The sequence below is a fragment of the Polynucleobacter sp. GWA2_45_21 genome (genome assembly GCF_001830325.1).
Classification (GTDB): domain Bacteria; phylum Pseudomonadota; class Gammaproteobacteria; order Burkholderiales; family Burkholderiaceae; genus Polynucleobacter.
Map to the genome: position 1 here is coordinate 1 of NZ_MHZG01000011.1, position 21,146 is coordinate 21,146.

General features: G+C 45.4%; 25 protein-coding genes, 3 tRNA genes and 1 pseudogene. 18 read left to right on the forward strand and 11 right to left on the reverse strand.

Features of this window, described 5'->3' with window-relative positions; genetic code table 11:
* Both eno and ftsB read left to right on the forward strand, forming a co-directional pair.
* A pseudogene (gene eno, locus A2X74_RS08100) lies at positions 1 to 213 on the forward strand (phosphopyruvate hydratase); the annotation flags it as partial.
* Between the two features lie 21 nt (positions 214 to 234).
* Positions 235 to 561: a cell division protein FtsB gene (gene ftsB, locus A2X74_RS08105; protein ID WP_293625847.1), complete on the forward strand. Its 327-nt coding sequence runs from the start codon at positions 235 to 237 to the stop codon at positions 559 to 561.
* A 9-nt stretch (positions 562 to 570) separates the two neighbouring features.
* Here ftsB and A2X74_RS08110 read toward each other — a convergent pair whose 3' ends face one another.
* Positions 571 to 1,536, reverse strand: a complete 966-nt coding sequence (locus A2X74_RS08110) for an Hsp33 family molecular chaperone HslO (RefSeq protein ID WP_293625849.1) — start codon at positions 1,534 to 1,536, stop codon at positions 571 to 573.
* A 67-nt stretch (positions 1,537 to 1,603) separates the two neighbouring features.
* Between A2X74_RS08110 and gltX the strand changes: the two genes are divergently transcribed.
* The 4 genes from gltX to A2X74_RS08130 all read left to right on the forward strand — a co-directional run bounded on the left by gltX (position 1,604) and on the right by A2X74_RS08130 (position 3,413).
* Entirely contained in the window at positions 1,604 to 3,007 is a 1,404-nt protein-coding gene (gene gltX, locus A2X74_RS08115; protein WP_293625851.1) for a glutamate--tRNA ligase, read from the forward strand.
* 81 nt (positions 3,008 to 3,088) lie between these two features.
* Positions 3,089 to 3,164: transfer RNA gene (locus A2X74_RS08120), tRNA-Ala, on the forward strand.
* A 41-nt stretch (positions 3,165 to 3,205) separates the two neighbouring features.
* Positions 3,206 to 3,281 (forward strand) — tRNA-Glu (locus A2X74_RS08125).
* A gap of 55 nt (positions 3,282 to 3,336) precedes the next feature.
* Positions 3,337 to 3,413 (forward strand) — tRNA-Asp (locus tag A2X74_RS08130).
* A 50-nt stretch (positions 3,414 to 3,463) separates the two neighbouring features.
* Here the strand turns inward: A2X74_RS08130 and A2X74_RS08135 are convergent.
* From A2X74_RS08135 to A2X74_RS08145, 3 genes are all read right to left on the reverse strand, one after another.
* Positions 3,464 to 4,522: a 3'-5' exonuclease gene (locus A2X74_RS08135; RefSeq protein ID WP_293627127.1), complete on the reverse strand. Its 1,059-nt coding sequence runs from the start codon at positions 4,520 to 4,522 to the stop codon at positions 3,464 to 3,466.
* Positions 4,523 to 4,600: 78 nt separating this feature from the next.
* Positions 4,601 to 5,431: a M48 family metallopeptidase gene (locus A2X74_RS08140; protein ID WP_293627125.1), complete on the reverse strand. Its 831-nt coding sequence runs from the start codon at positions 5,429 to 5,431 to the stop codon at positions 4,601 to 4,603.
* A gap of 29 nt (positions 5,432 to 5,460) precedes the next feature.
* A complete protein-coding gene (locus tag A2X74_RS08145) occupies positions 5,461 to 6,060 on the reverse strand; it encodes a hypothetical protein (protein WP_293627123.1) in 600 nt (199 codons plus the stop codon).
* 152 nt (positions 6,061 to 6,212) lie between these two features.
* Between A2X74_RS08145 and hyi the strand changes: the two genes are divergently transcribed.
* The 4 genes from hyi (at position 6,213) to A2X74_RS08165 (ending at position 9,596) form a co-directional block, all read left to right on the forward strand.
* Complete coding sequence (hyi, locus tag A2X74_RS08150) at positions 6,213 to 6,995, forward strand: hydroxypyruvate isomerase (protein WP_293627121.1); 783 nt, start codon at positions 6,213 to 6,215, stop codon at positions 6,993 to 6,995.
* An 89-nt stretch (positions 6,996 to 7,084) separates the two neighbouring features.
* Positions 7,085 to 7,981 carry a 2-hydroxy-3-oxopropionate reductase gene (locus A2X74_RS08155; protein ID WP_293627119.1) on the forward strand — a complete coding sequence of 299 codons (897 nt, stop codon included), beginning with the start codon at positions 7,085 to 7,087 and terminating at the stop codon, positions 7,979 to 7,981.
* 9 nt (positions 7,982 to 7,990) lie between these two features.
* Entirely contained in the window at positions 7,991 to 8,578 is a 588-nt protein-coding gene (locus A2X74_RS08160) for a YqiA/YcfP family alpha/beta fold hydrolase (RefSeq protein ID WP_293627117.1), read from the forward strand.
* 4 nt (positions 8,579 to 8,582) lie between these two features.
* Positions 8,583 to 9,596, forward strand: coding sequence for a DUF3108 domain-containing protein (locus tag A2X74_RS08165; protein ID WP_293627115.1), 1,014 nt, complete (start codon positions 8,583 to 8,585; stop codon positions 9,594 to 9,596).
* Positions 9,597 to 9,605: 9 nt separating this feature from the next.
* Here A2X74_RS08165 and A2X74_RS08170 read toward each other — a convergent pair whose 3' ends face one another.
* The 6 genes from A2X74_RS08170 to mltG all read right to left on the reverse strand — a co-directional run bounded on the left by A2X74_RS08170 (position 9,606) and on the right by mltG (position 14,583).
* Entirely contained in the window at positions 9,606 to 10,142 is a 537-nt protein-coding gene (locus A2X74_RS08170; RefSeq protein ID WP_293627113.1) for an ion channel, read from the reverse strand.
* Positions 10,143 to 10,218: 76 nt separating this feature from the next.
* Positions 10,219 to 10,920 carry an ankyrin repeat domain-containing protein gene (locus A2X74_RS08175; RefSeq protein ID WP_293627111.1) on the reverse strand — a complete coding sequence of 234 codons (702 nt, stop codon included), beginning with the start codon at positions 10,918 to 10,920 and terminating at the stop codon, positions 10,219 to 10,221.
* A complete protein-coding gene (locus A2X74_RS08180; RefSeq protein WP_293627109.1) occupies positions 10,917 to 11,705 on the reverse strand; it encodes a TatD family hydrolase in 789 nt (262 codons plus the stop codon). The genes A2X74_RS08175 and A2X74_RS08180 overlap by 4 nt, the downstream gene beginning before the upstream one ends.
* Before the next feature lie 11 nt (positions 11,706 to 11,716).
* Positions 11,717 to 12,862 carry a DNA polymerase III subunit delta' gene (locus A2X74_RS08185; protein WP_293627107.1) on the reverse strand — a complete coding sequence of 382 codons (1,146 nt, stop codon included), beginning with the start codon at positions 12,860 to 12,862 and terminating at the stop codon, positions 11,717 to 11,719.
* Positions 12,863 to 13,501 (reverse strand): dTMP kinase, encoded by a 639-nt coding sequence (tmk, locus tag A2X74_RS08190; RefSeq protein ID WP_293627105.1) that lies wholly within the window; start codon positions 13,499 to 13,501, stop codon positions 12,863 to 12,865.
* Between the two features lie 5 nt (positions 13,502 to 13,506).
* Positions 13,507 to 14,583, reverse strand: a complete 1,077-nt coding sequence (gene mltG, locus A2X74_RS08195; RefSeq protein WP_293627103.1) for an endolytic transglycosylase MltG — start codon at positions 14,581 to 14,583, stop codon at positions 13,507 to 13,509.
* Positions 14,584 to 14,602: 19 nt separating this feature from the next.
* Between mltG and A2X74_RS08200 the strand changes: the two genes are divergently transcribed.
* A complete protein-coding gene (locus tag A2X74_RS08200) occupies positions 14,603 to 15,610 on the forward strand; it encodes a folate-binding protein (RefSeq protein ID WP_293627101.1) in 1,008 nt (335 codons plus the stop codon).
* A gap of 27 nt (positions 15,611 to 15,637) precedes the next feature.
* Complete coding sequence (locus A2X74_RS08205; protein ID WP_293627099.1) at positions 15,638 to 16,495, forward strand: NRDE family protein; 858 nt, start codon at positions 15,638 to 15,640, stop codon at positions 16,493 to 16,495.
* A 19-nt stretch (positions 16,496 to 16,514) separates the two neighbouring features.
* Here A2X74_RS08205 and A2X74_RS08210 read toward each other — a convergent pair whose 3' ends face one another.
* Positions 16,515 to 17,000, reverse strand: coding sequence for a PaaI family thioesterase (locus A2X74_RS08210; protein WP_215300764.1), 486 nt, complete (start codon positions 16,998 to 17,000; stop codon positions 16,515 to 16,517).
* Between the two features lie 54 nt (positions 17,001 to 17,054).
* Here A2X74_RS08210 and A2X74_RS08215 point away from each other — a divergent pair, with 54 nt between their 5' ends.
* The 6 genes from A2X74_RS08215 to gloA all read left to right on the forward strand — a co-directional run bounded on the left by A2X74_RS08215 (position 17,055) and on the right by gloA (position 21,132).
* Positions 17,055 to 18,521 carry a protein adenylyltransferase SelO gene (locus A2X74_RS08215; protein ID WP_293627095.1) on the forward strand — a complete coding sequence of 489 codons (1,467 nt, stop codon included), beginning with the start codon at positions 17,055 to 17,057 and terminating at the stop codon, positions 18,519 to 18,521.
* An 18-nt stretch (positions 18,522 to 18,539) separates the two neighbouring features.
* A complete protein-coding gene (gene msrB / locus A2X74_RS08220; RefSeq protein WP_293627093.1) occupies positions 18,540 to 18,953 on the forward strand; it encodes a peptide-methionine (R)-S-oxide reductase MsrB in 414 nt (137 codons plus the stop codon).
* A gap of 26 nt (positions 18,954 to 18,979) precedes the next feature.
* The gene (locus A2X74_RS08225) at positions 18,980 to 19,528 is read left to right on the forward strand and encodes a septation protein A (RefSeq protein ID WP_293627091.1); all 549 of its coding nucleotides are present in this window, start codon (positions 18,980 to 18,982) and stop codon (positions 19,526 to 19,528) included.
* Complete coding sequence (locus A2X74_RS08230) at positions 19,525 to 19,809, forward strand: BolA family protein (RefSeq protein ID WP_293627089.1); 285 nt, start codon at positions 19,525 to 19,527, stop codon at positions 19,807 to 19,809. Before A2X74_RS08225 ends, A2X74_RS08230 begins: the two co-directional genes overlap by 4 nt.
* Positions 19,810 to 19,860: 51 nt before the next feature.
* Entirely contained in the window at positions 19,861 to 20,655 is a 795-nt protein-coding gene (locus tag A2X74_RS08235) for a peptidylprolyl isomerase (RefSeq protein WP_293627087.1), read from the forward strand.
* Between the two features lie 90 nt (positions 20,656 to 20,745).
* On the forward strand, positions 20,746 to 21,132 hold the full coding sequence (gloA, locus tag A2X74_RS08240; RefSeq protein ID WP_293627085.1) for a lactoylglutathione lyase: 387 nt from the start codon (positions 20,746 to 20,748) through the stop codon (positions 21,130 to 21,132).
* Positions 21,133 to 21,146: the final 14 nt, after the last annotated feature.

A 21,146-nucleotide genomic window follows, 5' to 3' on the forward strand; every position in this document is an offset into this window, starting at 1 on the left:
TACACTGCAGTGATTTCTCATCGCTCCGGTGAAACAGAAGACAGCACTATTGCTGATATTGCTGTTGGCACGAATGCTGGCCAGATAAAGACTGGCTCTTTGTCTCGCTCTGATCGAATTGCTAAGTACAACCAGTTATTGCGCATTGAAGAAGACTTGGGCGATGTTGCTACCTACCCAGGAAAATCTGTTTTTTACAACCTCAAGCGCTAATCACTAATTAGCTTTTAGTCTATGCGCATCGCCATCTACTCTATGCTGTTATTGCTGATTGCAATACAGTACCCGCTTTGGTTGGGTAAGGGTGGATGGCTCAAGGTTTATGAAATGGAGAGGCAGCTTGATTTGCAGCGGGCTAAAAATAGCCTGCTCAGCTTGCGTAATGCCAAACTCACTGGTGATGTGAAAGATTTAAAAGAGGGTACCCGCGCAATCGAAGAACGTGCTCGTGTTGAGCATGGCATGATTAAAGAAGGCGAATTTTTCGTTCAAATTTTGCCAACTGAAAAACCCACCACAAATGATGCAGATGGCGTGAAGCCAACAAGCACTAAACGCTAGTACTGTTTCCTAGTGACCGCTCGATGGCGGCCTTGTTGCATCTGCTAACAAATCTGTTTTAAACACTTGCCTGCAATCAACGGCGTCAAAGCGATAGGCTTTGGCACAAAAATCACACTCAGTCTCTACAGCACCTTGCTCTGCAAGAATGCTTTCAACCTCCTCTTCGCCGAGCATTCTGAGGACATCAGCCACCTTGGCGCGCGAACAACGGCAACTAAAACGAACAGGGCGAGCTGGGAAGCTTCGGACACCATTTTCTGCTGACTCTTCCAAGAAAAGTCGACGCAGTATTGTTTCGGGCGGAAGGGTTAACAATTCTTCATTTGTGATCGTCTCACCAAGAGTCTGAATTCTGGTCCAGCCTTCAGCTGCAAGTTGCGGATCTAGGTGAGCATGCCCCCCAGAGTCAGGCAAGCGCTGTAAAAGCAATCCACCTACATGGGTGTCGTTTGATGCCAGCCAAATCCGGGTATCTACCTGTTCTGAATTTTGCATATACAAAGCAATGGCTTCAGCAGCGCTGGTAACGGGCTTAATAACCGTGCCACGATGCTCCTGGAGGGCCACAATGCCTTGATAGGGTGGTTGACCGGGCTGACGGTCGGAAGGGTCCAAGGTAATGACGAGGCGACCCGTATTGTCGGCATCTAGCAATTCACCTAGCGTGGCATTGGGGTCAATGCTATCTGCCTCTACGGAGAGCTTGACTGTGGCGCGCATAGTTAGATCAGATTTGCATTCAACCACGAGAAGCTGAATAGGGCCTTTACTCTGGGCTTGAATAATCAGGGTCCCATCAAATTTAAGGCTAGCGCTCAAGAGGGTTGCTGCGCCCACAAAGTCACCCAGCATTCGGCGCACTACAGGAGGATCATTACGACGCTCCAAAACGGCCTGCCAGGCACTGCTAATGGAAACAATTTCCCCACGGACCGGGGCGCCATCACACATAAATACAAGTAATTCATTCATAAGTGAAAGTATCCACTTTTTTCAGAATTGAGTCCTAAATGGCCAATTTCTAGGCTGACCTGAGATAATGTCATTTATGCAAATACGTACACGATTCGCCCCCAGTCCAACGGGCTTTATTCATTTGGGCAACCTTCGCAGCGCCTTATATCCATGGGCTTTTGCTCGCCACAATAAGGGTGACTTTATTCTGCGCATCGAGGATACCGATGTTGAGCGTTCTACCCAAGAAGCGGTAGACGTCATCATTGAGGGTATGGCCTGGCTTGGCCTCGATTTGGATGAGGGCCCGATTTACCAGATGCAACGCATTGATCGTTACCGTGAAGTTGTGAAGCAGATGTTGGATGCTGGTCTCGCATACCCTTGTTATATGAGCGAAGAAGAGCTTAATAAGCTCCGCGACCATCAGATGGCCAATAAAGAAAAGCCTCGCTATAACGGCCAATGGCGCCCAGAGCCAGGAAAAACACTGCCAGCAATACCTGAGGGTGTTCTGCCGGTAATTCGCTTTAAGAACCCCATAGGTGGATCCGTTATCTGGGAAGACGCAGTTAAAGGCAAAATCGAAATTAGCAATGATGAGTTAGATGATTTGGTGATTGCCCGACCCGACGGCACTCCGACCTATAACTTCTGCGTGGTGGTGGATGATCTCGATATGAATATCACCCACGTCATTCGTGGCGATGATCATGTGAATAACACGCCTCGCCAAATCAACATCATGAAGGCGCTTGGCGGAACGCCGCCGGTATATGCCCATTTACCAACAGTCCTCAATGACTCTGGCGAAAAAATGAGCAAGCGTAATGGAGCTATGAGCGTGCGTGATTACCAAAAAGCAGGGTATTTGCCGGAAGCCATTCTGAATTACCTGGCAAGGCTAGGGTGGTCTCATGGTGACGCGGAAATTTTTACTAAAGAGCAGTTTGTGAATTGGTTTGATTTAGACAGTCTCGGTCGCTCACCCGCACAACATAATCCTGAAAAATTACTTTGGCTTAATCATCAATATATTCAGAATGCTGATCCTGCGATCTTGGCAGAGGCGACTAAGCCATTCGCTCACGAGTTAGGCATCGATACAGAAAATGGTCCAGACTTTGTTCAGGTAGTGGGGCTTCTGAAAGATCGTGCCAACACACTGATAGAAATTGCAGAAGGCGCAAAGCTTTTTTATCTGCCTGCACCCGTACATAGTTCAGAACAGATTGCTGCAAATATTCCCGCTGAAATCATCCCGGCGCTAAAAGATTTGATCGAAGCGGTTAAATCAGCAGGGCATACAAAGGCGGCTTATGGACTAGCCTTTAAAGAAGTTTTAGCCAAGCACCAGATCAAAATGCCAGCCCTAGCTATGCCTGTTCGCTACGCCTTATTTGCGACAACACAGACCCCGGCGATTGATTCTGTCATGGTTGTTTTGGGCAAGGATGAGGTCGTACAAAGGCTTTCCAAGGTCGTCTAGAGCAGAATTTGCGTCCTCCTACAAAAATAGGATAAAATCTTGGATTGTTTTGAGTGTCTTGTAGATTTTTAGCGAGATTACGGGGGTATAGCTCAGCTGGGAGAGCGCTTGCATGGCATGCAAGAGGTCAGCGGTTCGATCCCGCTTATCTCCACCAAGCATTTAAAATGGCGGTATTAGTTTTTTGCAGTAGTCCAGGTCCCCATCGTCTAGAGGCCTAGGACATCACCCTTTCACGGTGAGTACGGGGGTTCGAATCCCCCTGGGGACGCCAAATTTTTGGCTAGTTGTGAGTAGTAAGTAGTGACACAAGTAGCACTCGCTGTATTGGAGCGGTAGTTCAGTTGGTTAGAATATCGGCCTGTCACGCCGAGGGTCGCGGGTTCGAGTCCCGTCCGCTCCGCCAATATCAATAATTAAGGGCCTTTTGGCCCTTTTTTATTTCCCCATTTCTTATTAGTAAGAAAGTCTTGCATAGGGTGTTTTCTTGGAAGCTTCAATCGCTTGCCCGAGCGTAATAATCCCACGCTCCTCCAATAGAGGAACTAGCTTCAAAAATACTTGTGCTGTAGCGACTGCATCAGAGCAGGCATTGTGACGATGCTCAATTTGCACACCTAAGAGCGCCATACTAGATTCCAGGCTATGTAGCGGCTGATTTGGGTAGGCTACCGCTGAAAGCAACAAGGTATCAATAACAGGCTGCTTAAAGACGATATGGGTTGACTGCTCTTTTAACTGCAAAAACCGCATATCAAATGCAACGTTATGACCAAGTAGCACGCTGCCATCGCAAAACTTATAAAAAATTGGTAACACCTGATCAATGGTGGGCTTTCCATCTACTTCTGCTTGGGTTATTCCATGAATTTTGATACTCTCTGCAGAGATTGAGCGCCTTGGATCAATGAGAGCTTCAAAGGTCTCATCCGTATGGATCTTTCCACTGGAAACTTTTAGCGCACCAATCTGGATAATTTCATCACCATGACTCGGTTGCAAGCCCGTTGTTTCAGTATCAAACGCTGTGTAAATAAGACTCGCTAATGGCCTGTCCAATAGTGAGGCATCTGACGATCTATCACATAGTGATTGATAGATGGAAATCTGCTCTTTAATTTTTTCTTCAATCTCATCAATCTTATGATCCCGTTGATCAGCCAAGCGATTCATGGCATGAATGACTTCACGCAATTCTGGCGGACCTTGAAGTTCAAGGCGCAACTCTCGATTGCTATTGAGCATAACTTTGAGGCGCTCTGAGGTAGCGGCAATACCAGTGACATATGTATTAAACAGTCGATTAAGCACCACAAAGCCTAATATCAAGGCACCCAAGGTGAGCGCAACTCCAAGAGGAAAAAGCTGCTGTAAATACTGAAGAAAAATAGCACGGTGCTCCTCAACCCCTTCAAACCAAGCATACAAGCCAAGTGCCATAAAGGGGCCTGCCATTAGCACTGCCATGACAATCACGGCAATTAAATAACGCTGCCGAGCTGTTAGCTTTTCCATGAATTACCCCCTTGATAGATTGCGCTTATTGCTGTGACAGAATCCATCCATCACACTTAAATGTACTCTATTGACAAGTTATATCTTCTTTTGATTGCTTGAAGGCGGTTTAGGTGCCGCTTTGTAGATGGGCTCAACCGCTGGCATTAGAGCAGTTAATTGTTCAATACGAGTTTCCCCAGAAGGGTGGGTGGATAGGAACTCAGGAGAGCTTTTATCTTTAGTTGCTCTTAGCATCTTTTGCCATACGCTAATTGCACCCATGGGGTTATAGCCTGCTCTTGCTGCCAACTCCAATCCAATTGCATCTGCTTCAGACTCATCCTCGCGTGAGTTAGGTAAAACGATTGCGTAGTGAGCTACCTGATTGGCAGCGCTTACTGCAGAACCATAGGGGCCAGCTAGAGCTGAAGCAATATTTACTAATACATTTTGCGCTACCGCTTGAGATACGCGCTCTCTACCATGCTCTCTTAATGCGTGGGCAATCTCATGACCCATGATGGCAGCTATTTCATCATCATTCAGATTGAGTTGTTCAATTATTCCGGTGTAGAAAGTAATCTTTCCGCCAGGTGCGCAGGTGGCATTCAGTATTGGCGCATCAATAAGAGTTAATTGCCAATCCCATTGTCTGGTGTCATCTCTAAATGCCTCAGTCTGAGGAATTAACCTATTGGCAATCAACTTTAAGCGATTGTAAGTAGGCCCAGAGCTAACCAGTATATTTTTCTCTTTTGCTTTTTGATTTTGCTCACTGTAACTTGCAGCAGAAAGGCGATTCACCTCTTCGGATGAAGCCATCATGAATTGTGATCGGTTTACTCCAACCACTCCTGGGCGAGTGGTGTTAGCACAAGCTGAGAGTAGGGCGACAAGCGCAAGGACCCAATAGATGCGAATGCTCAAATCAGATCCCTGCGTTTATTCAATACTTTTTACTTCTTTTTCGGAGTGGTGATGGATGCGGCCATTGCATCGAAATAAATTACCTTAACTTGCTCGCCAACATTTACATCCGCTAACAGCTGCGGGTTCTTTACTGTTACGACAGTAACTTTGCCACTAGGACCCTTAACGGAAACGAGTTTCTTAGGGCGATCAACGGCAATAATGTCGGCAATGATGGTAGTGGTGTTGGTAATCGTGCGCGTTGGCTTTTCACCAGGCTTAGAAGCAACCTCAGAGGAAGCCTCCACTTTGCTACGAATTCCATCACTCTTAGTCTTGATCAGTTCAATTGCAACAGCAAGTTCATAGGTTACGCTCAGCTGGTCACCTTTTTTGATTTGATCAAAGTTTTTGATCTCAGGGCCTGCAACGAATTTGGATTCACCTTCATTGTTTTTAAAGAAAATTGTGCGTGTTTTCTTATCAATCTTAGTAACGGTACCCTCATAGAGTTGAAAAATATTGTCAGTAACGGCAGCATCCACCACAACCGCATTTGGTGCGCTAGGGGTTTGAGCCATTGTGAGTGCTGGGCCTGCTAAAAGGGCGGCGGCTACAAGGGTAATTGGGGCGAATTTGATTTTCATAACTTTCCTTAATAATGTGTGTTTCTATCATGATATTAGCGTATTTTTACCCCCAAATTCACTTAAAGTGCCATCCCATAGTGCTCAAGGAAATTTATAAGCTTCTTTGATAACATCACTTCTTTCTGAGTGATTCAAGCCAAAGGAATTCCATGCCCCGTTTTGCCGCTAACCTCACCATGTTATTTAATGAAGTTCCATTCTTGGAGCGTTTTGCGCTTGCCAAGACCGGCGGGTTTAAGGCTGTTGAGTTTCTGTTTCCCTATGCATTTGATGTTCAGGCGATTAAATCAGCTCTAGACCACAATGCCCTGAAGCTGGCACTGCATAACCTACCTGCTGGTGATTGGGGTGCGGGAGAACGCGGTATTGCGTGCTTGCCTGATCGGGTTGCAGAATTTCGCTCTGGAGTTGCTAAAGCAATCGAATACGCCACCATTTTGGGTGTGCCCCAGCTCAATTGTCTTGCTGGCAAGGTTCCCGTGGGATCAGACCCAAAAGCGTTGCACGATACCCTGGTTGCTAATTTGCAATACGCTGCTGGTGAACTTAAAAAAGCGGGCTTGAAGCTCTTGATTGAGCCCATCAATACCTTTGATATACCAGGCTTTTACTTATCAAAGACAGAGCAGGGTATTGCTATTTTGGATGCCGTTGGTGCAGATAACGCCTTTTTACAATACGATATCTACCATGCTCAACGCATGGAAGGCGAGCTTGCCAATACGATCCAAAAGTACTTTAGCCGCATCGCCCACATTCAGATAGCCGACAATCCAGGTCGCAATGAGCCCGGTACAGGTGAAATTAACTACAACTATCTCTTTGGTTTATTGGATCGACTGGGATATAGCGGCTACATCGGTTGCGAATACAAACCCCTCAAATCAACTGAAGCAGGTCTTGGATGGATGGGCCCGTATGAGCAGGAATGAGCTAGTAGTAGATAAAAAAATTGGTGAACCAATATTGAAATTAAGCGGCAAATTAGTAAGTCAAATAATTAATAACTAAGGATGACACGATGAGCAAGTTAAAACTAGGTTTTGTTGGATTAGGAATTATGGGTGCCCCGATGGCAAGCCATTTAGTGGCCGCTGGTCATGAAGTATTTATCACCACCCGAAGCAAAATTCCAGAGGAGCTGGCCAATAGCGCTGCAATTGCTTGCTCTAACCCGGCAGAGGTCGCCAGTAAAGCAGACATCATTATCACCATGGTGCCAGATACCCCTGATGTGGAAAAAGTTCTCTTTGGGGATCATGGTATTGCCCAAGGCTTAAAGGCTGGCAAGATCGTCGTCGATATGAGTTCAATCTCTCCGATTGCAACTCAAGAGTTTGCCAAGCGTATTAATGCCCTAGGTTGTGAGTACGTGGATGCCCCCGTCTCTGGCGGCCAAGTTGGGGCAAAGGCAGCGAGCCTGACCATCATGGTAGGCGCTAGTGAAGCAACTTTCGCAAAGGTCAAACCCGTCTTTGAATTGATGGGCAAAAATATTACCTTAGTTGGTGGCAATGGCGCTGGTCAAATTACTAAAGTAGCCAATCAAATTATTGTTGCTTTAAACATTGAAGCCGTTGCTGAAGCCCTAGTATTTGCTGCTAAAGCGGGCGCCGATCCTGCCAAGGTACGCGAAGCACTAATGGGAGGCTTTGCCAGCTCCAAGATATTAGAAGTTCATGGTGAGCGTATGATCAAGCGTACTTTCGATCCTGGCTTCAGAATTGAATTGCATCAAAAAGATTTAAACCTCGCACTCAGTAGTGCCAAAGCATTAGGCGTATCGCTACCCAATACTGCTACAGCGCAAGAATTGCTCAACTCTTGTACTGCACATGGCGGTAAAGCTTGGGATCATTCAGCGATGGTTAAAGCGCTAGAGAAAATGGCGAACTTTGAAATTGGGCAGAAAGCTTAAGGCGCACTGATGAGAAGAACTTTGTTGGTTTACCTTCATGGTTTTCGTTCATCACCAAACTCTACCAAGGCGATCATGACTGGTGAAGCGGTGAGGGCGCTTTCAAATGCTGAAAATAGATATGAATGGTATTGCCCACAATTACTGGCATCACCAAAAGAAAGTATGGATATGGTGATAAGTCACATTGATCAATCTGAGGCTGATCGGATAGTGATTATCGGGTCCTCCTTGGGTGGATTTTATACAAACTACCTTGCTGAAAAATATCAATGTAAAGCTATTGCACTCAATCCTGCTGTGTATGCAGCCAGAGAATTGGAACCGCATGTGGGCATGATGACAGCATATGACAGCGAAGAACCTTTCGACTTTAAAGCTGAATACATTGATCAGTTACGTGATTTACAAGTTGAGTCTATTTCCAATCCAGAGCGATATTTTTTAATTGCCGCAAAAGGTGATGAGCTTCTCGATTGGAAAGAGATGTCTGCTTTTTACGCGGGCGCAAATCAGCTTATTCTTGAAGGAAGTGATCATGGAATTGCTGACTATGCCAACCATCTTCGGGCGGTGATCGACTTTATCGAGCATTAATGTCTTGATTGATTTTTTTGACGATCTGCTTTTATCTATTCGCAGAAAATCTCTGTGGATTCTGATTACCGCAATTTTTCTATCTATTGCCGGTCACCTTATTTTATTTTTCGGGGTACCTTTTCTTTCGTTTAGTAGCGCACCCCCAATATCTGAAGATCTCATCATCAAAACAGATCTACGAGTTGAGCCACCGAAGAAGATTCAACTCTCAAGCTCCCCAAAGAAGCGAGAGCAACCCAAAAGTGCCAACGCAGTTTCAACCGATCCATTACCTAATGCCGACGGCGATGGTAAAGGAAAGCAGGGCGGTCCGGGAGATCAATCCGGCCAAGCTTTTCAATTGCCCGAATCTGGCACTTATTATTTTGATGCTTATGCAGATGGGCAGCTTTACCAAACGGCGCAACTTGATTGGATTACAGAAGGTAATCAATACCGTCTTTATATCAACATCCCTTATGCAGTGGTCGGGCCATTTGTATTTGAATCTCGTGGCTCTGTCGATGCATACGGAATTGCTCCAGCAATTTACTGGACTCAGCGCGGTGACAAGCCGCCCAGATACTCTCGATTCGAACGCGATGGTCAGGGCAGTGGAAAAATGTTCTTCTCAGAAAAGCCTGATCACACTCCAGAAATTGTTCCCGGTACTCAAGATCGATTTAGCCTAATGTTTCAATTGGCATCATTGCTAAATGGAAGCGACAAAATTGATGAGGCAGGGTCGATTCGCGGTATTCCAGTAGTTGATTACGACACCTTAGAGATGTGGCAATTTAAAAGCTATGGCGAAAACGAGTCAGAGGACATACCCAGCCTTGGTAAGTCAATCAATCGCCACTATGCATTGATGCAACGAGAAAGCAGCCCCTACAAGCGCCAAGTCGATATTTGGTTAGCAAAAGATTTGGATTGGCTGCCCGGCAGGATGCGCTCACTAGAGTCAAATGGTCGGGTGCTTGAGTTAGTATTTAAGCAAAGAGTGCCCATTGACAACTCTAAGCTCATTAACTAATCGATCGGCCTAAAACCCTGAACCTGATTTAGGGTTTTGAGGCTTTCCCAGTAAGGCACCCATCATGGTGTAAAGTGCGGCACCAGAGAGGGATACCGCAAATATTCCACTAAATGAAATGATGATAGGAATGATTTTCCAGCGCTCGGTCAATATGTAATCACCGAAACCAACGGTTGTATACATCTCTCCAGCGAAATACAGCGTTTGGAGGTTGGTGGGGAAAACTTGCAAGCCAATACAGATATAGGTCCAGCCAATGATTTCTAGAAGATGTATGCCAACAATCAACAAGATTGCTATGAAGTAGGACAAAAAGTTAGCACCATAAACCCGCTTATCTTCTAACTTGTTATCAACCCAGTGGAAAATACCCGCTATTACCAACACGGCAACTCCATGAATTGTCAGCATCAAACAAGCTATAACTAATAAAAACACAATGTCGCTATTGCCCACATCGGCATTAACTTCAGAAAACAGATTGCTAATGCTGGGTAGGGAGTGAAGGCCTGGAAGCCTTTCTAATAAGTTACTGAATGTCATAGTCGATACCAAGATTTTCTAGATTCATTTCTTATTTGACATAATAATGATTATACGCAATTAGCAAGAATATCAATTATGTAGGTGACTTCTTTGGGCCGCCTGGATAAGGCTCTTTATAAAGCTTTTGCCATCTGGATGTCAGGCCATCACGAATATCGTCTTTACCAAATAACTGCGCTATATCAATCGCTGTATAGCCTTCATGATTCCTTAAACTCAAGTCGGCACCGTTATCTAGCAAATACTTAATAAGCTCATCATTCCCAGAGCCTATAGCCATCATGAGAGGCGTCGTTTCGCTAGGACTAAAGGCATTGACCTTAGCTCCATGGGTCATTAAAAATTGAACAATTTGTAGATGCCCGTTAGTAGCTGCATAGTGAATTGGTGCCCAGCCGCGCTTATTCACGGAAGCCTTCTTTTCCAAAACCAACATCTTGACTGTTGGCAGATCACCATCAAAAGCGGCCATCATCAGGGCATTTTCACCGCTCTTGTTAGCTAAATTGACGTTAGTTGCAGGGTTGGTAAGGAGTAAATCAGTCACTTTCTTGGATTTATCGCGTATAGCAACGATCAACATGGGGTTTCCCTTGGGATCCAAGGTATTTGGACTAACGCCGGCCTTGAGCAGGGACTGAACCTCAGAAACATCATCAAACTTAGCGGCCTTTGTAAAGTCATCGATTTGATCGGCCGTCTGCGCAAATACACTGCTTGCAAAGCATAGCGTTGCTACATTTGCAGCAAAAAATAATTTAAATGAATTTCTCATGAAATTGCTCTATTTATATGAAAACATTGGAAAAAATTACTGGAAGTACGCTCTGCAATCTCTTCAACAGAGACGCCCTTCAGGTTGGCTACAAATTCACCAACCTTGGATACCCAGGCTGGCTCATTGGTCTTGCCGCGATAAGGAATTGGGGCTAAGTAAGGTGAATCAGTTTCAATCAACATGCGATCCAGCGGGACTTGTTTGCAGGTTTCCTGAAGATCTTTGGCGCTTTTAAAGGTCACAATACCTGAAAACGAGATGTAAAAGCCCATTTCCATGGCTGCCTTAGCTACCTCGGTGGATTCCGTAAAGCAGTGCATAACCCCACCAACTCGATCAGCACCCTCCTCTTTTAGAATTTTGAGGGCATCTTCTGAAGATGAGCGAGTGTGAATGATGAGGGGCTTTTTGGATGCCACGGCAGCTCTGATATGAGTCCTAAATCGCTCTCTTTGCCATTCCATGGATTCATAACTGCGATAACCCATACGATAGTAGTCCAAACCAGTCTCACCTATAGCAACGATTTTGGGGTGTTTGGCCTCTTCAACCAAAAATTCAAAGCTAGGCTCTGGCGTGTCTTCGTAGTCCGGATGAACTCCAACCGAGGCAAATAAATGAGCGTGATCCTCAGCAAGTTTTCGTACTTTGGGGAAATCAGGGATATCAACCGAAACGCAAAGCGCATGACTAACCTTGCAGGCGGCCATATTGGCTAAAACCTCAGGAAGTCTAGCTTGAAATTCTGGGAAATCGAGATGGCAGTGTGAGTCTATAAACATGACCCATCATTTTAATCTTCAAATACCTGCTGGTATTGAGAAAGTAAGGCTTCTAATTGAATGCGAGTTGCCAAAGGGTGATTTTCATGACGCCGCGCCTGTGTCAAAGACTTCCAGAAACGAAGCAACTTTGGTAGGCGGACCTGTTTAGCTAGGGCCTTAATTGAGTCCTCATGCTTTGGGTAATAACGGGGTGAGCCTAATTGAGCGCAACTCTGCAGGTCTGAGACCCAGCGCTGCATAGTTGTCAGCAAAACTGAATAGCGTGCCTTTTGCGTCTTATCTGCAGCATCTAACCAATTGATGCGAGCGCCCTGCGACATTGCCTGCAATAAATATCGTGAGGCTTGGTTAACTATAGTGAGCTCATCCTTTTCATCTTTGTTGTGGCGCGCCTTCAAGGACTCAAACACTGCATAAGGCGCCCCACCCTGCTCGTCATAGATAGACTCAATATCGGGATCACTTATCTTTAGGCCAGGTACTTTATTAAGTTGAGCGTGCAACCAACTTAAGCCACTTAATCGATCTGGTCGTGGCGCAGACAATAAGCGACAACGAGAGCGAATTGTTGGCAAAACACGATCAAGGCGATCAGCAAGCAAAATAAAGATCGTATTCTTGGGTGGTTCCTCGAGAGACTTCAATAAAGTATTCGCAGAATCTGGCCTCAGCATCTCTAGTGGATAAACCAAAATTACTCGATTCCCACCCCGGTGAGATCCAATCGATAGACCTTCAATTGCACTTCTAGCATCCTCAATGGAAATACTTTTCTTCTCTTTCTTCTCGGGCCCATCACTATCACTGTCAGCTTGTGCGGCCTTAGTTTTTTTAGGGGAGTCGACTTCGGAATCAAAGTCACCATGAGGCAAAAGCTTGCGATGCGTCTCAGGCACAAGGGCAATAAAGTCAGGGTGATTACCCGAATCAAACCACCGACAAGCTTCGCATTGATTGCAGGGTTTCGCGTTTGACGAGGATTCACATAAAAGCGCTTTAGCTAATTCAATAGAAAATTCAAACTTTCCAATACCTGATTGACCATGAATCAATACCGCATTGGGAAATGCAGTTAAATCAAGGCCAGCCCAGATGGGTTCAAGCCAAGGCGCTATTTTCTTAGTCGAATCATTTGGAAACATCAGATCACTCATTTAGAGTTTGATCTCCAGTGATTCAAGCTCACTCCAAATTGCTTCTGGCGTTCTGGTGGCATCAACGAGATAAAAGCGTTTCGAATCAGCCTTTGCTCTACGAAGATACTCTTGACGTACCTTCTCAAAAAAATCTAAATCCATCTTCTCAAATTTATCAGGCGCCCTCACCTTGGATCTTCTAGCTTCGGCAATTGAGCCGGGCAAATCAAAAAGAAAAGTTAGATTCGGTTGAAGTAATGTTCCATCTGGACGACCCTGCACCCACTGCTCTAGATCATTTAACTTGGTCAAGCTTAAGCCCCGACCTCCACCTTGATAAGCAAAGCTAGCATCGGTAAAGCGATCAGAAATAACAATCTTTCCAGCCTTCAATGCGGGCTCTATTACTTGAGCAATATGTTCGCGACGAGCCGCAAACATAAGCAAAGCTTCAGTCTCTAAATTCATGGGGGCATCAAGCAATAATGCGCGTAGCTGTTCGCCTAATTGAGTGCCACCCGGCTCTCGAGTCATAATAACCTCACGGTCAGCATAGCGTTGTTTTAACAGTTGACTAAATGATTGAATGTGCGTGCTCTTGCCGGCACCATCAATACCCTCAAAACTAATGAAATAACCTGGAAATGGAGTCGTCATAAAGATTATTGTGAATTCGGTTTAGTTGGTGCACTACGTTTACGTTGAAATTGGTCAACGGCGCTTTCATGCTCTTTTAATGTCTTTGAAAAATGGCTGCTGCCATCACCGCGTGCCACAAAATAAATTGCATCGCTCTTTGCTGGGTTAATTACGGCTTGGAGGGACTCTTTGCTTGGCATGGCTATTGGAGTGGGTGGCAAACCTTTACGCATATAAGTATTGTAGGGACTGTCTTTGCGTAAATCTGCTTTTCGAAGATTACCGTCAAATCGAGGCCCAATACCGTAAATCACCGTTGGATCAGTCTGCAATGGCATATTCAAATTCAGTCGATTGATAAATACTGCGGCAACCAGGGATCGGTCGCTAGACCGTCCAGTCTCCTTTTCGACTATTGAGCCCAGGATGAGAAGCTCATAAGGGGTTCTAAGCGGTAAGGTTGCATTTTTTTGCTCCCAAACAGCATTAAGCTGCTTTTGCATTGCCTGTGAAGCCCTTCTGTAAATAGAAATATCGGAGTCATCTGGGTCAAAAATATAGGTATCTGGATAAAAAAGTCCCTCATCACCCGGATAGAAGAGGCCCAGAGATTGCAATAACTCCTTTGAGCTAATGCCTTTAGTTTGATGAATCAAGGCTGGGTGATTGTCAATGAGAGCTCGCAGCTGCCATATAGTCATGCCGGGAATAATTGCTATGCTCTCTCGCACTCGATCACCTCGTGCAATCTGTAACAGGATATTCCCGAGACTAGCGCGGGGAGGTAGTAGATAGGTTCCTGGTTTGAGCTTTGAGCCAACCAATAGCGCTCTTGCGGCTATCTGAAAGGTCAACACATTGGACGATATGCCCTGCGTCGCTAACTGCTTAGAAATAGAAGATAGGCTGGATTGAGGGGCAATCTTAATTTTGTATGCGGAGCCCCCTGAAACATTTGATACCGATGGGACAACAGGCCACAAAAAGATGGCCCCGTACACCAAAATCAGAATAGCAAGCAGGTAAAGTCCATAGGCTTTCCATCCCCCTCCTTTGGAATGCTTTATGAAAAGCGTTCTTCGCTGAAATTTTCTGCTCATCAAGCTATGATAAAAGCTCATGACCTTAAGCCCTAAAAACCACCCAATGCCAACAACCTTTTTGAACCATGGATGCACTGTTTTGCCCAATTGGGGCTTAATTCTGGTTGAAGGGCCTGATGCCGCCACCCTCCTTCAAAGTCAGCTCAGTAATTCTGTTTTGGGTCTGAAGCGCACTTTTTCAGGAGAAATAGCGCAAGGACTAGGCTCGGTTCGCCTGGCGGGGTATTGCAGTCCCAAAGGACGTCTCTTGGCTAGCGCTTGGATTGGCTTATTTCCTGAATCCACTGACTCAGATGATCGCTTTGCACTCTTTGCTTCTAAAGATATTGCCGCTAGTATTGCCAAGCGGTTGGCGATGTATGTTTTGCGGTCAAAAGTCAAAGTTTCGGATGCCTCAAATGATTGGGAAATTTTTGGCGCATATCGAGATGATCAAGATCTTGAACCAGCTTATGAAGTTGCTCACTCTTTTGCATTGCGGATGCCGGATGTTTCAATTGCCAATCACACATTTGAGCGCTTGCTCATTGCCAAAAGAAAAACTGAATCGAGTGAATCCATGATTCAGATTGATGCATTAGGGCAATGGAACTCCCTAGAGGTATTGAGTGGAATTCCTCGGATTGTCTTAGCTACCCAAGAGCAATTTGTCCCGCAAATGGTCAATCTTGAATCCGTAGCAGGCGTTGATTTCAAAAAGGGTTGCTACCCTGGACAAGAGATTGTTGCCAGAAGCCAATACCGGGGCGCGGTTAAACGTAGACTGCAACTTGCCCATAGCGATTTAAGTTCATCCGCTCTAGATTTTGCCAAACCAGGCGTAGAGTTATTTCACGAAAGCGATGCGAGTCAGCCATGCGGCATGGTAGTACTTGCGGCTACTAACCCAGAAAATGCGGATCGAATTGATTTTCAGATCGAACTCAAGCTAGATGCTCTTGAGACTGGGGAAATCCATCTAGGCATGCCTACCGGCCCTGTGTTAAAAATGGATATATTGCCCTACCCCTTATTAGAAATTTAATTTCATCATTAGCTCAACTATTTCCTTATGTGCCTAATTCTCTTTGCCTGGAAGTCACATCCAGACTACCCTTTGGTAGTAGCGGCAAATAGAGATGAGTTTTATGAGCGTGACACTGACCCCCTGGGTTGGTGGGATGAGCATCCTCATGTTTTGGCTGGAAAAGATCGAGCTGATGTTCTAGGCAGTCCAGGAACTTGGCTGGGTTTTACTAAAACAGGTCGCTTTGCTGCGCTAACTAATGTCAGAGCTCCTAGTGAAAAAAATCCTGACGCTAGAACACGTGGGGAGCTTAGTCTTCGGTACCTTACTGGTCAGCATAAGCCACATGCTTATGTACAAGAAAATGCAAAGCGATTTGATCAATACAATGGCTTCAACCTACTCATGGCAGATCTCAGTGATCCTGAGAACGCTGAAATGCATTGGGTCAGCAATCGCCTGATGATGGGTCAAAATATTCGCCCCAGAAAAGTTTTTCCAGAGCAAGCTCTTAGTCCTGGCGTCTATGGCTTATCCAATGCCATGCTCGACACACCATGGCCCAAAGTTAATCACCGAGTTGCAGCATTCGCTCAAACATTGGCAATGGATAGTGGGCAGCTTAAAAATGCAGATCACTACTTACGTGTATTGGCTGATACCCATGAAGCCAGCCCACAGGAGCTGCCTAGTACCGGTGTGAACCCAGATTGGGAAAGAGCCCTATCAGCTGCATTTATCAAGACGCCCTCTTACGGAACACGTTCGAGCACCATTTTGCGAGTTCGCAAAGATGGTCAGTTTGAAATGGTGGAGAGACGGTTCGATGCCAATGGCACTGTGGGCCACGATGTTGTGACTGGAGAGCTTAGTTCTGCCCCAGGATCAAATCTATCAGTCTAGATATTCGATCAACATTGCATCATTTCTGCTGACGCGAATCCTCATTGATGACTCGTTCGCCATTTGCATCTTTAGTGGCGAGTCGCTTTAGAAACTGAAACGTTCCTGTTGCCATGCAACAGATCTCACCCTGATCGTTGTAAAGCTTAGCCTCACAAAAAGCCATTGTGGCAGTACGTCGAACAGTATCAGCCTTTACACGCAAGATGCCATTGGCAGCCTGCATAAAATTATTTTTCATCTCCACCGTCACGACACTGCGATCACCGGGATCGCTAGATCGAGCGGCAACCGCCATAGCTACATCCATCAGCGTAAGTAATACACCGCCATGCGCTACATCCCAGGTATTGGTATGCTCAGGCTTGAGGGCAAGCAGTATTTCGCCTTTGCCCATTTCAGCGCTGATAAGACGAACGCCCAGCAATTTCAAAAATGGGACGTTGAGCTCTTCACCCAGATTGGCAAGCTGTGTTGCCGCATTCAGTTGTACTTTATTTGTCATAGGGACATTTTAGAGGCTTCTGCGGTACTTGTGAATTACCCATAGAATACAAATATGCCTTTTACCCTCCGTGGCGATGATGTATGCCAAGCAACCCCACCTACTCCACTGCCCAATCCCTACTGGGTTGCATTTTCACCGGCTGTCGCCAAGCTAATCCATTTGGAGCTTGGAAATAATGGTTTGCCTAAAGATCCAGAATGGCTGGAGGTATTGGGAGGAAATCAACTGAATGTGGGCAAGCACATATTTTCTAATCCGATTTCAACGGCTTATAGCGGACATCAATTCGGATCATGGGCAGGACAATTAGGCGATGGTCGCGCAATCCTACTGGGTGATATCAATCATTTAGAGCTACAGTTAAAAGGTGCTGGCAGAACGCACTATTCCAGAATGGGTGACGGAAGAGCAGTCTTAAGATCTTCTATTCGAGAATTTCTGTGTAGCGAAGCAATGCATGCGCTTGGTATACCTACTAGCCGCGCTCTTTCCGTAGTTGGATCAAAACAGGCGGTTAGACGTGAAACCATGGAAACAGCTGCGGTTTGCTCTCGCATTGCCCCAAGCTTTATTCGCATCGGCCACTTTGAACACTTTGCTTCGCTCCAAAATATTGTCCGCCTGAAAGAATTAGCGGATCTACTGATTGCAGAATTTTATCCAGAGTGTGCATCCAAAGAGGATCCCTATCTAAGTCTTTTTAAACAGATTAGTGCTCGCAATGCCAAGTTGGTAGCGCAGTGGCAATCGGTAGGATTTTGTCATGGCGTTTTAAATAGCGACAACATCAGCGCTCTAGGCCTGACTATTGACTATGGCCCTTTTGGGTTTTTAGATCATTTTGAAATCGACCACATCTGCAATCATAGTGATCATGGCGGCAGATATGCATACCATCGTCAGCCCCAAATCATGCATTGGAATATGGCCTGTCTTGCCAGTGCAATGCTTCCTCTATTGGAGCTAGAGCATTCTGCAGAAGAGTCTCAAAACCTGTTGCGCTCAGCCCTTGAAGATTTTCCATTGATCTACGCCAAAGAATGGCAACAAGCATTTCGACAAAAACTAGGATTGCAATCAGAGCAGGATGCTGATGTAGAACTCATTGAACGCCTCCTCCAAGCTATGCATGACTCAAAGGTAGATTTCACCAGCTTCTTCCGCAATTTGGGCAATCTCAAAAAAGAATCTAATCCAACAGAGATCTTACAAAGAAATGAATTTGTTGATCGTGAACGTATTGATCAATGGTTTGCCGACTACACCAGTAGACTTCAATCTGAGAATTTATCCGATGATGATAGAAAAAGTCTGATGGATAAAGTCAACCCAAAATACATTCTGCGAAATCACTTAGCTCAAGCTGCAATTGAAAAGGCGCAGCAGGATGATTTTTCTGAAGTCGATACCCTATTAACAATATTGAGCAAGCCATTCGATGAGCAGTTGTTATTTAATGATTACTCAAAACCACCGCCACTGGATATGCAACGAGTTGCAGTCAGTTGCTCTTCTTAATGAAAGAAATTCATTGTCATGACAAAGAAAACAGATCGGGAATACAGAGATACATTGAGTGACACCCAATACCGGGTAACGCGTGAGGCCGCAACAGAGAGGCCTTTTACTGGCAAGTACTGGGATCACTGGGAAAATGGTCAATATCGCTGCATTTGCTGTGATACCCCCCTATTTCAATCTTCGACCAAGTTCGATGCAGGTTGCGGTTGGCCTAGCTATAACGCACCTGAGAATGCTGCAGCGATTACCGAAGTTCGGGATATGTCCCATGGCATGATTCGCACCGAAGTCCGCTGCACCCATTGTGATGCGCATTTGGGGCACGTATTTGAAGATGGTCCGCAGCCTACGGGGCTTCGCTACTGCATTAATTCAGCATCCTTAAGATTTGAACCTTCCGAGAATGCCACTACTACTAAGACTGAATAATTCTGAAATAGCTGGATAATCACCGCATGAAATTTCTATTTGACCTCTTCCCGATCATCCTCTTTTTTATTGCATTCAAATTTGCAGACATTTACACAGCAACCATCGTAGCTATGGTTGCCACCATTGGACAAATTCTCTGGGTTTACTATCGCCATCGTAAGATTGATGCGATGCAATGGGTCAGCCTGGTCATGATTCTGGTTTTTGGTAGTCTGACTATATTCCTGCACGATAAGACTTTTATTCAACTCAAACCAACGGCCCTATATTGGCTTTTTGCAGGCGCTCTATTTATTAGCGCTCAGTTTTTTCAAAAAAACTGGATACAGGTTTTAATGGGAAAACAAATTACCCTAAAAGAGCACAGCTCTAAGTCGGTTTGGCATCAAGTGAATATGGCCTGGTCAATCTTTTTCTTCTTGATGGGTGCACTCAATCTTTACATTGCTTTTGAGTTCTCTGAAGAAACGTGGGTTAACTTCAAACTATTTGGTAGCACAGCTCTGCTGGTAGTCTTTGTAATTATTCAAGGCGTTTGGCTCAGTCGCCACATGGAGCACCCTGCAGAATGAGCATTAATCAAGCCCGAATTGCTTTATTTGAGTCCGACCTAAGATCCGCATTTCAGGCAAAGCATTTAACTATTGAAGATGAAAGCCACCTCCACGCAGGTCATGCTGGAGCGGCCTCGGGCGGCGGGCATTTCAAGCTCACGATCGTAGCTCCAGAATTTGAGGGTATGAACAAGGTCGCTAGGCATAGAGCTATCTATGCCGCCCTAAACAAACACTTTCCTGATGCGATCCACGCCCTGACCATTCTGGCATTCACCCCTAGTGAAAGCACTAATTAACCTCAGATTGCTTTAAGATTCCCTTTTATCCCTATTTATATTTTCTAGCCCATGTTGAACATACGCCCAATTTTGACCATTAGCGCTTTTAGCCTTGCACTTCTAACCTCAGCAGTTCATGCGCAAAATGCTGCGATCGTGAATGGCAAACCTATTCCGAAAGCGCAATTAGATAAATTAATTCAAAAATCGAATCAACCGGATAGCCCTCAAGTGCGAGATCAGGCCAGAGAAATGCTGGTGACACGTGAGCTGATCTTACAAGAGGCGAATAACCGGGGAATCACACAAAAAGAGTCTGTTCGCGAGCAACTAGAGCAGTCCAAGATGGGTGTGCTCATTGCGGCTGTATTTGAGGACTTCGTTGAAAGAGAAGGCGTAACCGAAGCTGAGCTAAAAGCTGCTTATGAGCAAGTTAAGGGACAGTACACCGGCAAGGAATATCACGTTGAACATATCCTCGTTGAAAAAGAAGCTGATGCAAAAGCGATTACTGCGCAAATTAAGGCTGGCGGCAACTTTGAGCAAATTGCTAAAGAAAAGTCTAAAGATCCTGGCTCCGCACCAAATGGTGGGGATCTAGGCTGGGTAAGTGATAAATCGCTGGTGCCAGAGTTCTCTAAGGCCATGGTCCAACTTAAAAAAGGTCAAGTTACCGATAAGCCGGTAAAAACTCAGTATGGCTGGCATATCATCAAACTGGATGATGTACGTGATGTCCAGCCACCCAGCATGGATGAAATCAAAGATCAGCTAAAGCAGATGATCGCAGCAGATCAGAATTGGCAAAAAGCAAAATTCTCTGAATTAATGCAAAAGCTCCGCGCTAAGGCAAAGATTCAATAAGATCCAGCTGCTCCAACCCACGAACCCAGGCCAATCCCCTGGGTTTTTTCTTGCTCAACAAAAAACGACGTTTAGCTTTATATTTAAGCAATGATGATCCTACATACCATGCTGAGAGTCGGCAATATGACTCGCTCAATTGATTTCTATACCAAAGTTTTAGGTATGAACTTGCTTCGGACTACTGAACGCCCTGAACAAAAATATTCGCTGGCATTTGTAGGCTTCGGAAAGGGTAATGCAGACGGACAATCTGAGATTGAGCTGACCTACAACCATGGTGTTGAAAAATACAATCTTGGCGATGCCTTTGGACATATTGCAATCAGTGTTCCCGACGCCTATGCAGCCTGTGAAAAAATCAAAGCCGCTGGTGGCAGTGTCACTCGTGAAGCTGGCCCCGTAATGGGTGGGGACACCATCATTGCATTTGTTACGGATCCTGATGGCTACAAGATTGAGTTAATTCAACGCTGAATTCCTACGCCTTA

What these genes read in the sequence shown, in the direction of transcription:
- ftsB (WP_293625847.1), top strand. Translation starts at nt 235, where the DNA reads ATGCGCATCGCCATCTACTCTATGCTGTTATTGCTGATTGCAATACAG.
- A2X74_RS08160 (WP_293627117.1), top strand. Translation starts at nt 7,991, where the DNA reads ATGAGAAGAACTTTGTTGGTTTACCTTCATGGTTTTCGTTCATCACCA.
- A2X74_RS08215 (WP_293627095.1), top strand. Translation starts at nt 17,055, where the DNA reads ATGCCTTTTACCCTCCGTGGCGATGATGTATGCCAAGCAACCCCACCT.
- A2X74_RS08110 (WP_293625849.1), bottom strand. Translation starts at nt 1,536, where the DNA reads ATGAATGAATTACTTGTATTTATGTGTGATGGCGCCCCGGTCCGTGGG.
- A2X74_RS08200 (WP_293627101.1), top strand. Translation starts at nt 14,603, where the DNA reads ATGACCTTAAGCCCTAAAAACCACCCAATGCCAACAACCTTTTTGAAC.
- A2X74_RS08170 (WP_293627113.1), bottom strand. Translation starts at nt 10,142, where the DNA reads ATGACATTCAGTAACTTATTAGAAAGGCTTCCAGGCCTTCACTCCCTA.
- A2X74_RS08225 (WP_293627091.1), top strand. Translation starts at nt 18,980, where the DNA reads ATGAAATTTCTATTTGACCTCTTCCCGATCATCCTCTTTTTTATTGCA.
- A2X74_RS08235 (WP_293627087.1), top strand. Translation starts at nt 19,861, where the DNA reads ATGTTGAACATACGCCCAATTTTGACCATTAGCGCTTTTAGCCTTGCA.
- A2X74_RS08180 (WP_293627109.1), bottom strand. Translation starts at nt 11,705, where the DNA reads ATGTTTATAGACTCACACTGCCATCTCGATTTCCCAGAATTTCAAGCT.
- gloA (WP_293627085.1), top strand. Translation starts at nt 20,746, where the DNA reads ATGATGATCCTACATACCATGCTGAGAGTCGGCAATATGACTCGCTCA.
- A2X74_RS08135 (WP_293627127.1), bottom strand. Translation starts at nt 4,522, where the DNA reads ATGGAAAAGCTAACAGCTCGGCAGCGTTATTTAATTGCCGTGATTGTC.
- A2X74_RS08175 (WP_293627111.1), bottom strand. Translation starts at nt 10,920, where the DNA reads ATGAGAAATTCATTTAAATTATTTTTTGCTGCAAATGTAGCAACGCTA.
- gltX (WP_293625851.1), top strand. Translation starts at nt 1,604, where the DNA reads ATGTCATTTATGCAAATACGTACACGATTCGCCCCCAGTCCAACGGGC.
- tmk (WP_293627105.1), bottom strand. Translation starts at nt 13,501, where the DNA reads ATGACGACTCCATTTCCAGGTTATTTCATTAGTTTTGAGGGTATTGAT.
- A2X74_RS08155 (WP_293627119.1), top strand. Translation starts at nt 7,085, where the DNA reads ATGAGCAAGTTAAAACTAGGTTTTGTTGGATTAGGAATTATGGGTGCC.
- A2X74_RS08210 (WP_215300764.1), bottom strand. Translation starts at nt 17,000, where the DNA reads ATGACAAATAAAGTACAACTGAATGCGGCAACACAGCTTGCCAATCTG.
- A2X74_RS08205 (WP_293627099.1), top strand. Translation starts at nt 15,638, where the DNA reads ATGTGCCTAATTCTCTTTGCCTGGAAGTCACATCCAGACTACCCTTTG.
- A2X74_RS08145 (WP_293627123.1), bottom strand. Translation starts at nt 6,060, where the DNA reads ATGAAAATCAAATTCGCCCCAATTACCCTTGTAGCCGCCGCCCTTTTA.
- A2X74_RS08230 (WP_293627089.1), top strand. Translation starts at nt 19,525, where the DNA reads ATGAGCATTAATCAAGCCCGAATTGCTTTATTTGAGTCCGACCTAAGA.
- mltG (WP_293627103.1), bottom strand. Translation starts at nt 14,583, where the DNA reads ATGAGCAGAAAATTTCAGCGAAGAACGCTTTTCATAAAGCATTCCAAA.
- msrB (WP_293627093.1), top strand. Translation starts at nt 18,540, where the DNA reads ATGACAAAGAAAACAGATCGGGAATACAGAGATACATTGAGTGACACC.
- A2X74_RS08185 (WP_293627107.1), bottom strand. Translation starts at nt 12,862, where the DNA reads ATGAGTGATCTGATGTTTCCAAATGATTCGACTAAGAAAATAGCGCCT.
- hyi (WP_293627121.1), top strand. Translation starts at nt 6,213, where the DNA reads ATGCCCCGTTTTGCCGCTAACCTCACCATGTTATTTAATGAAGTTCCA.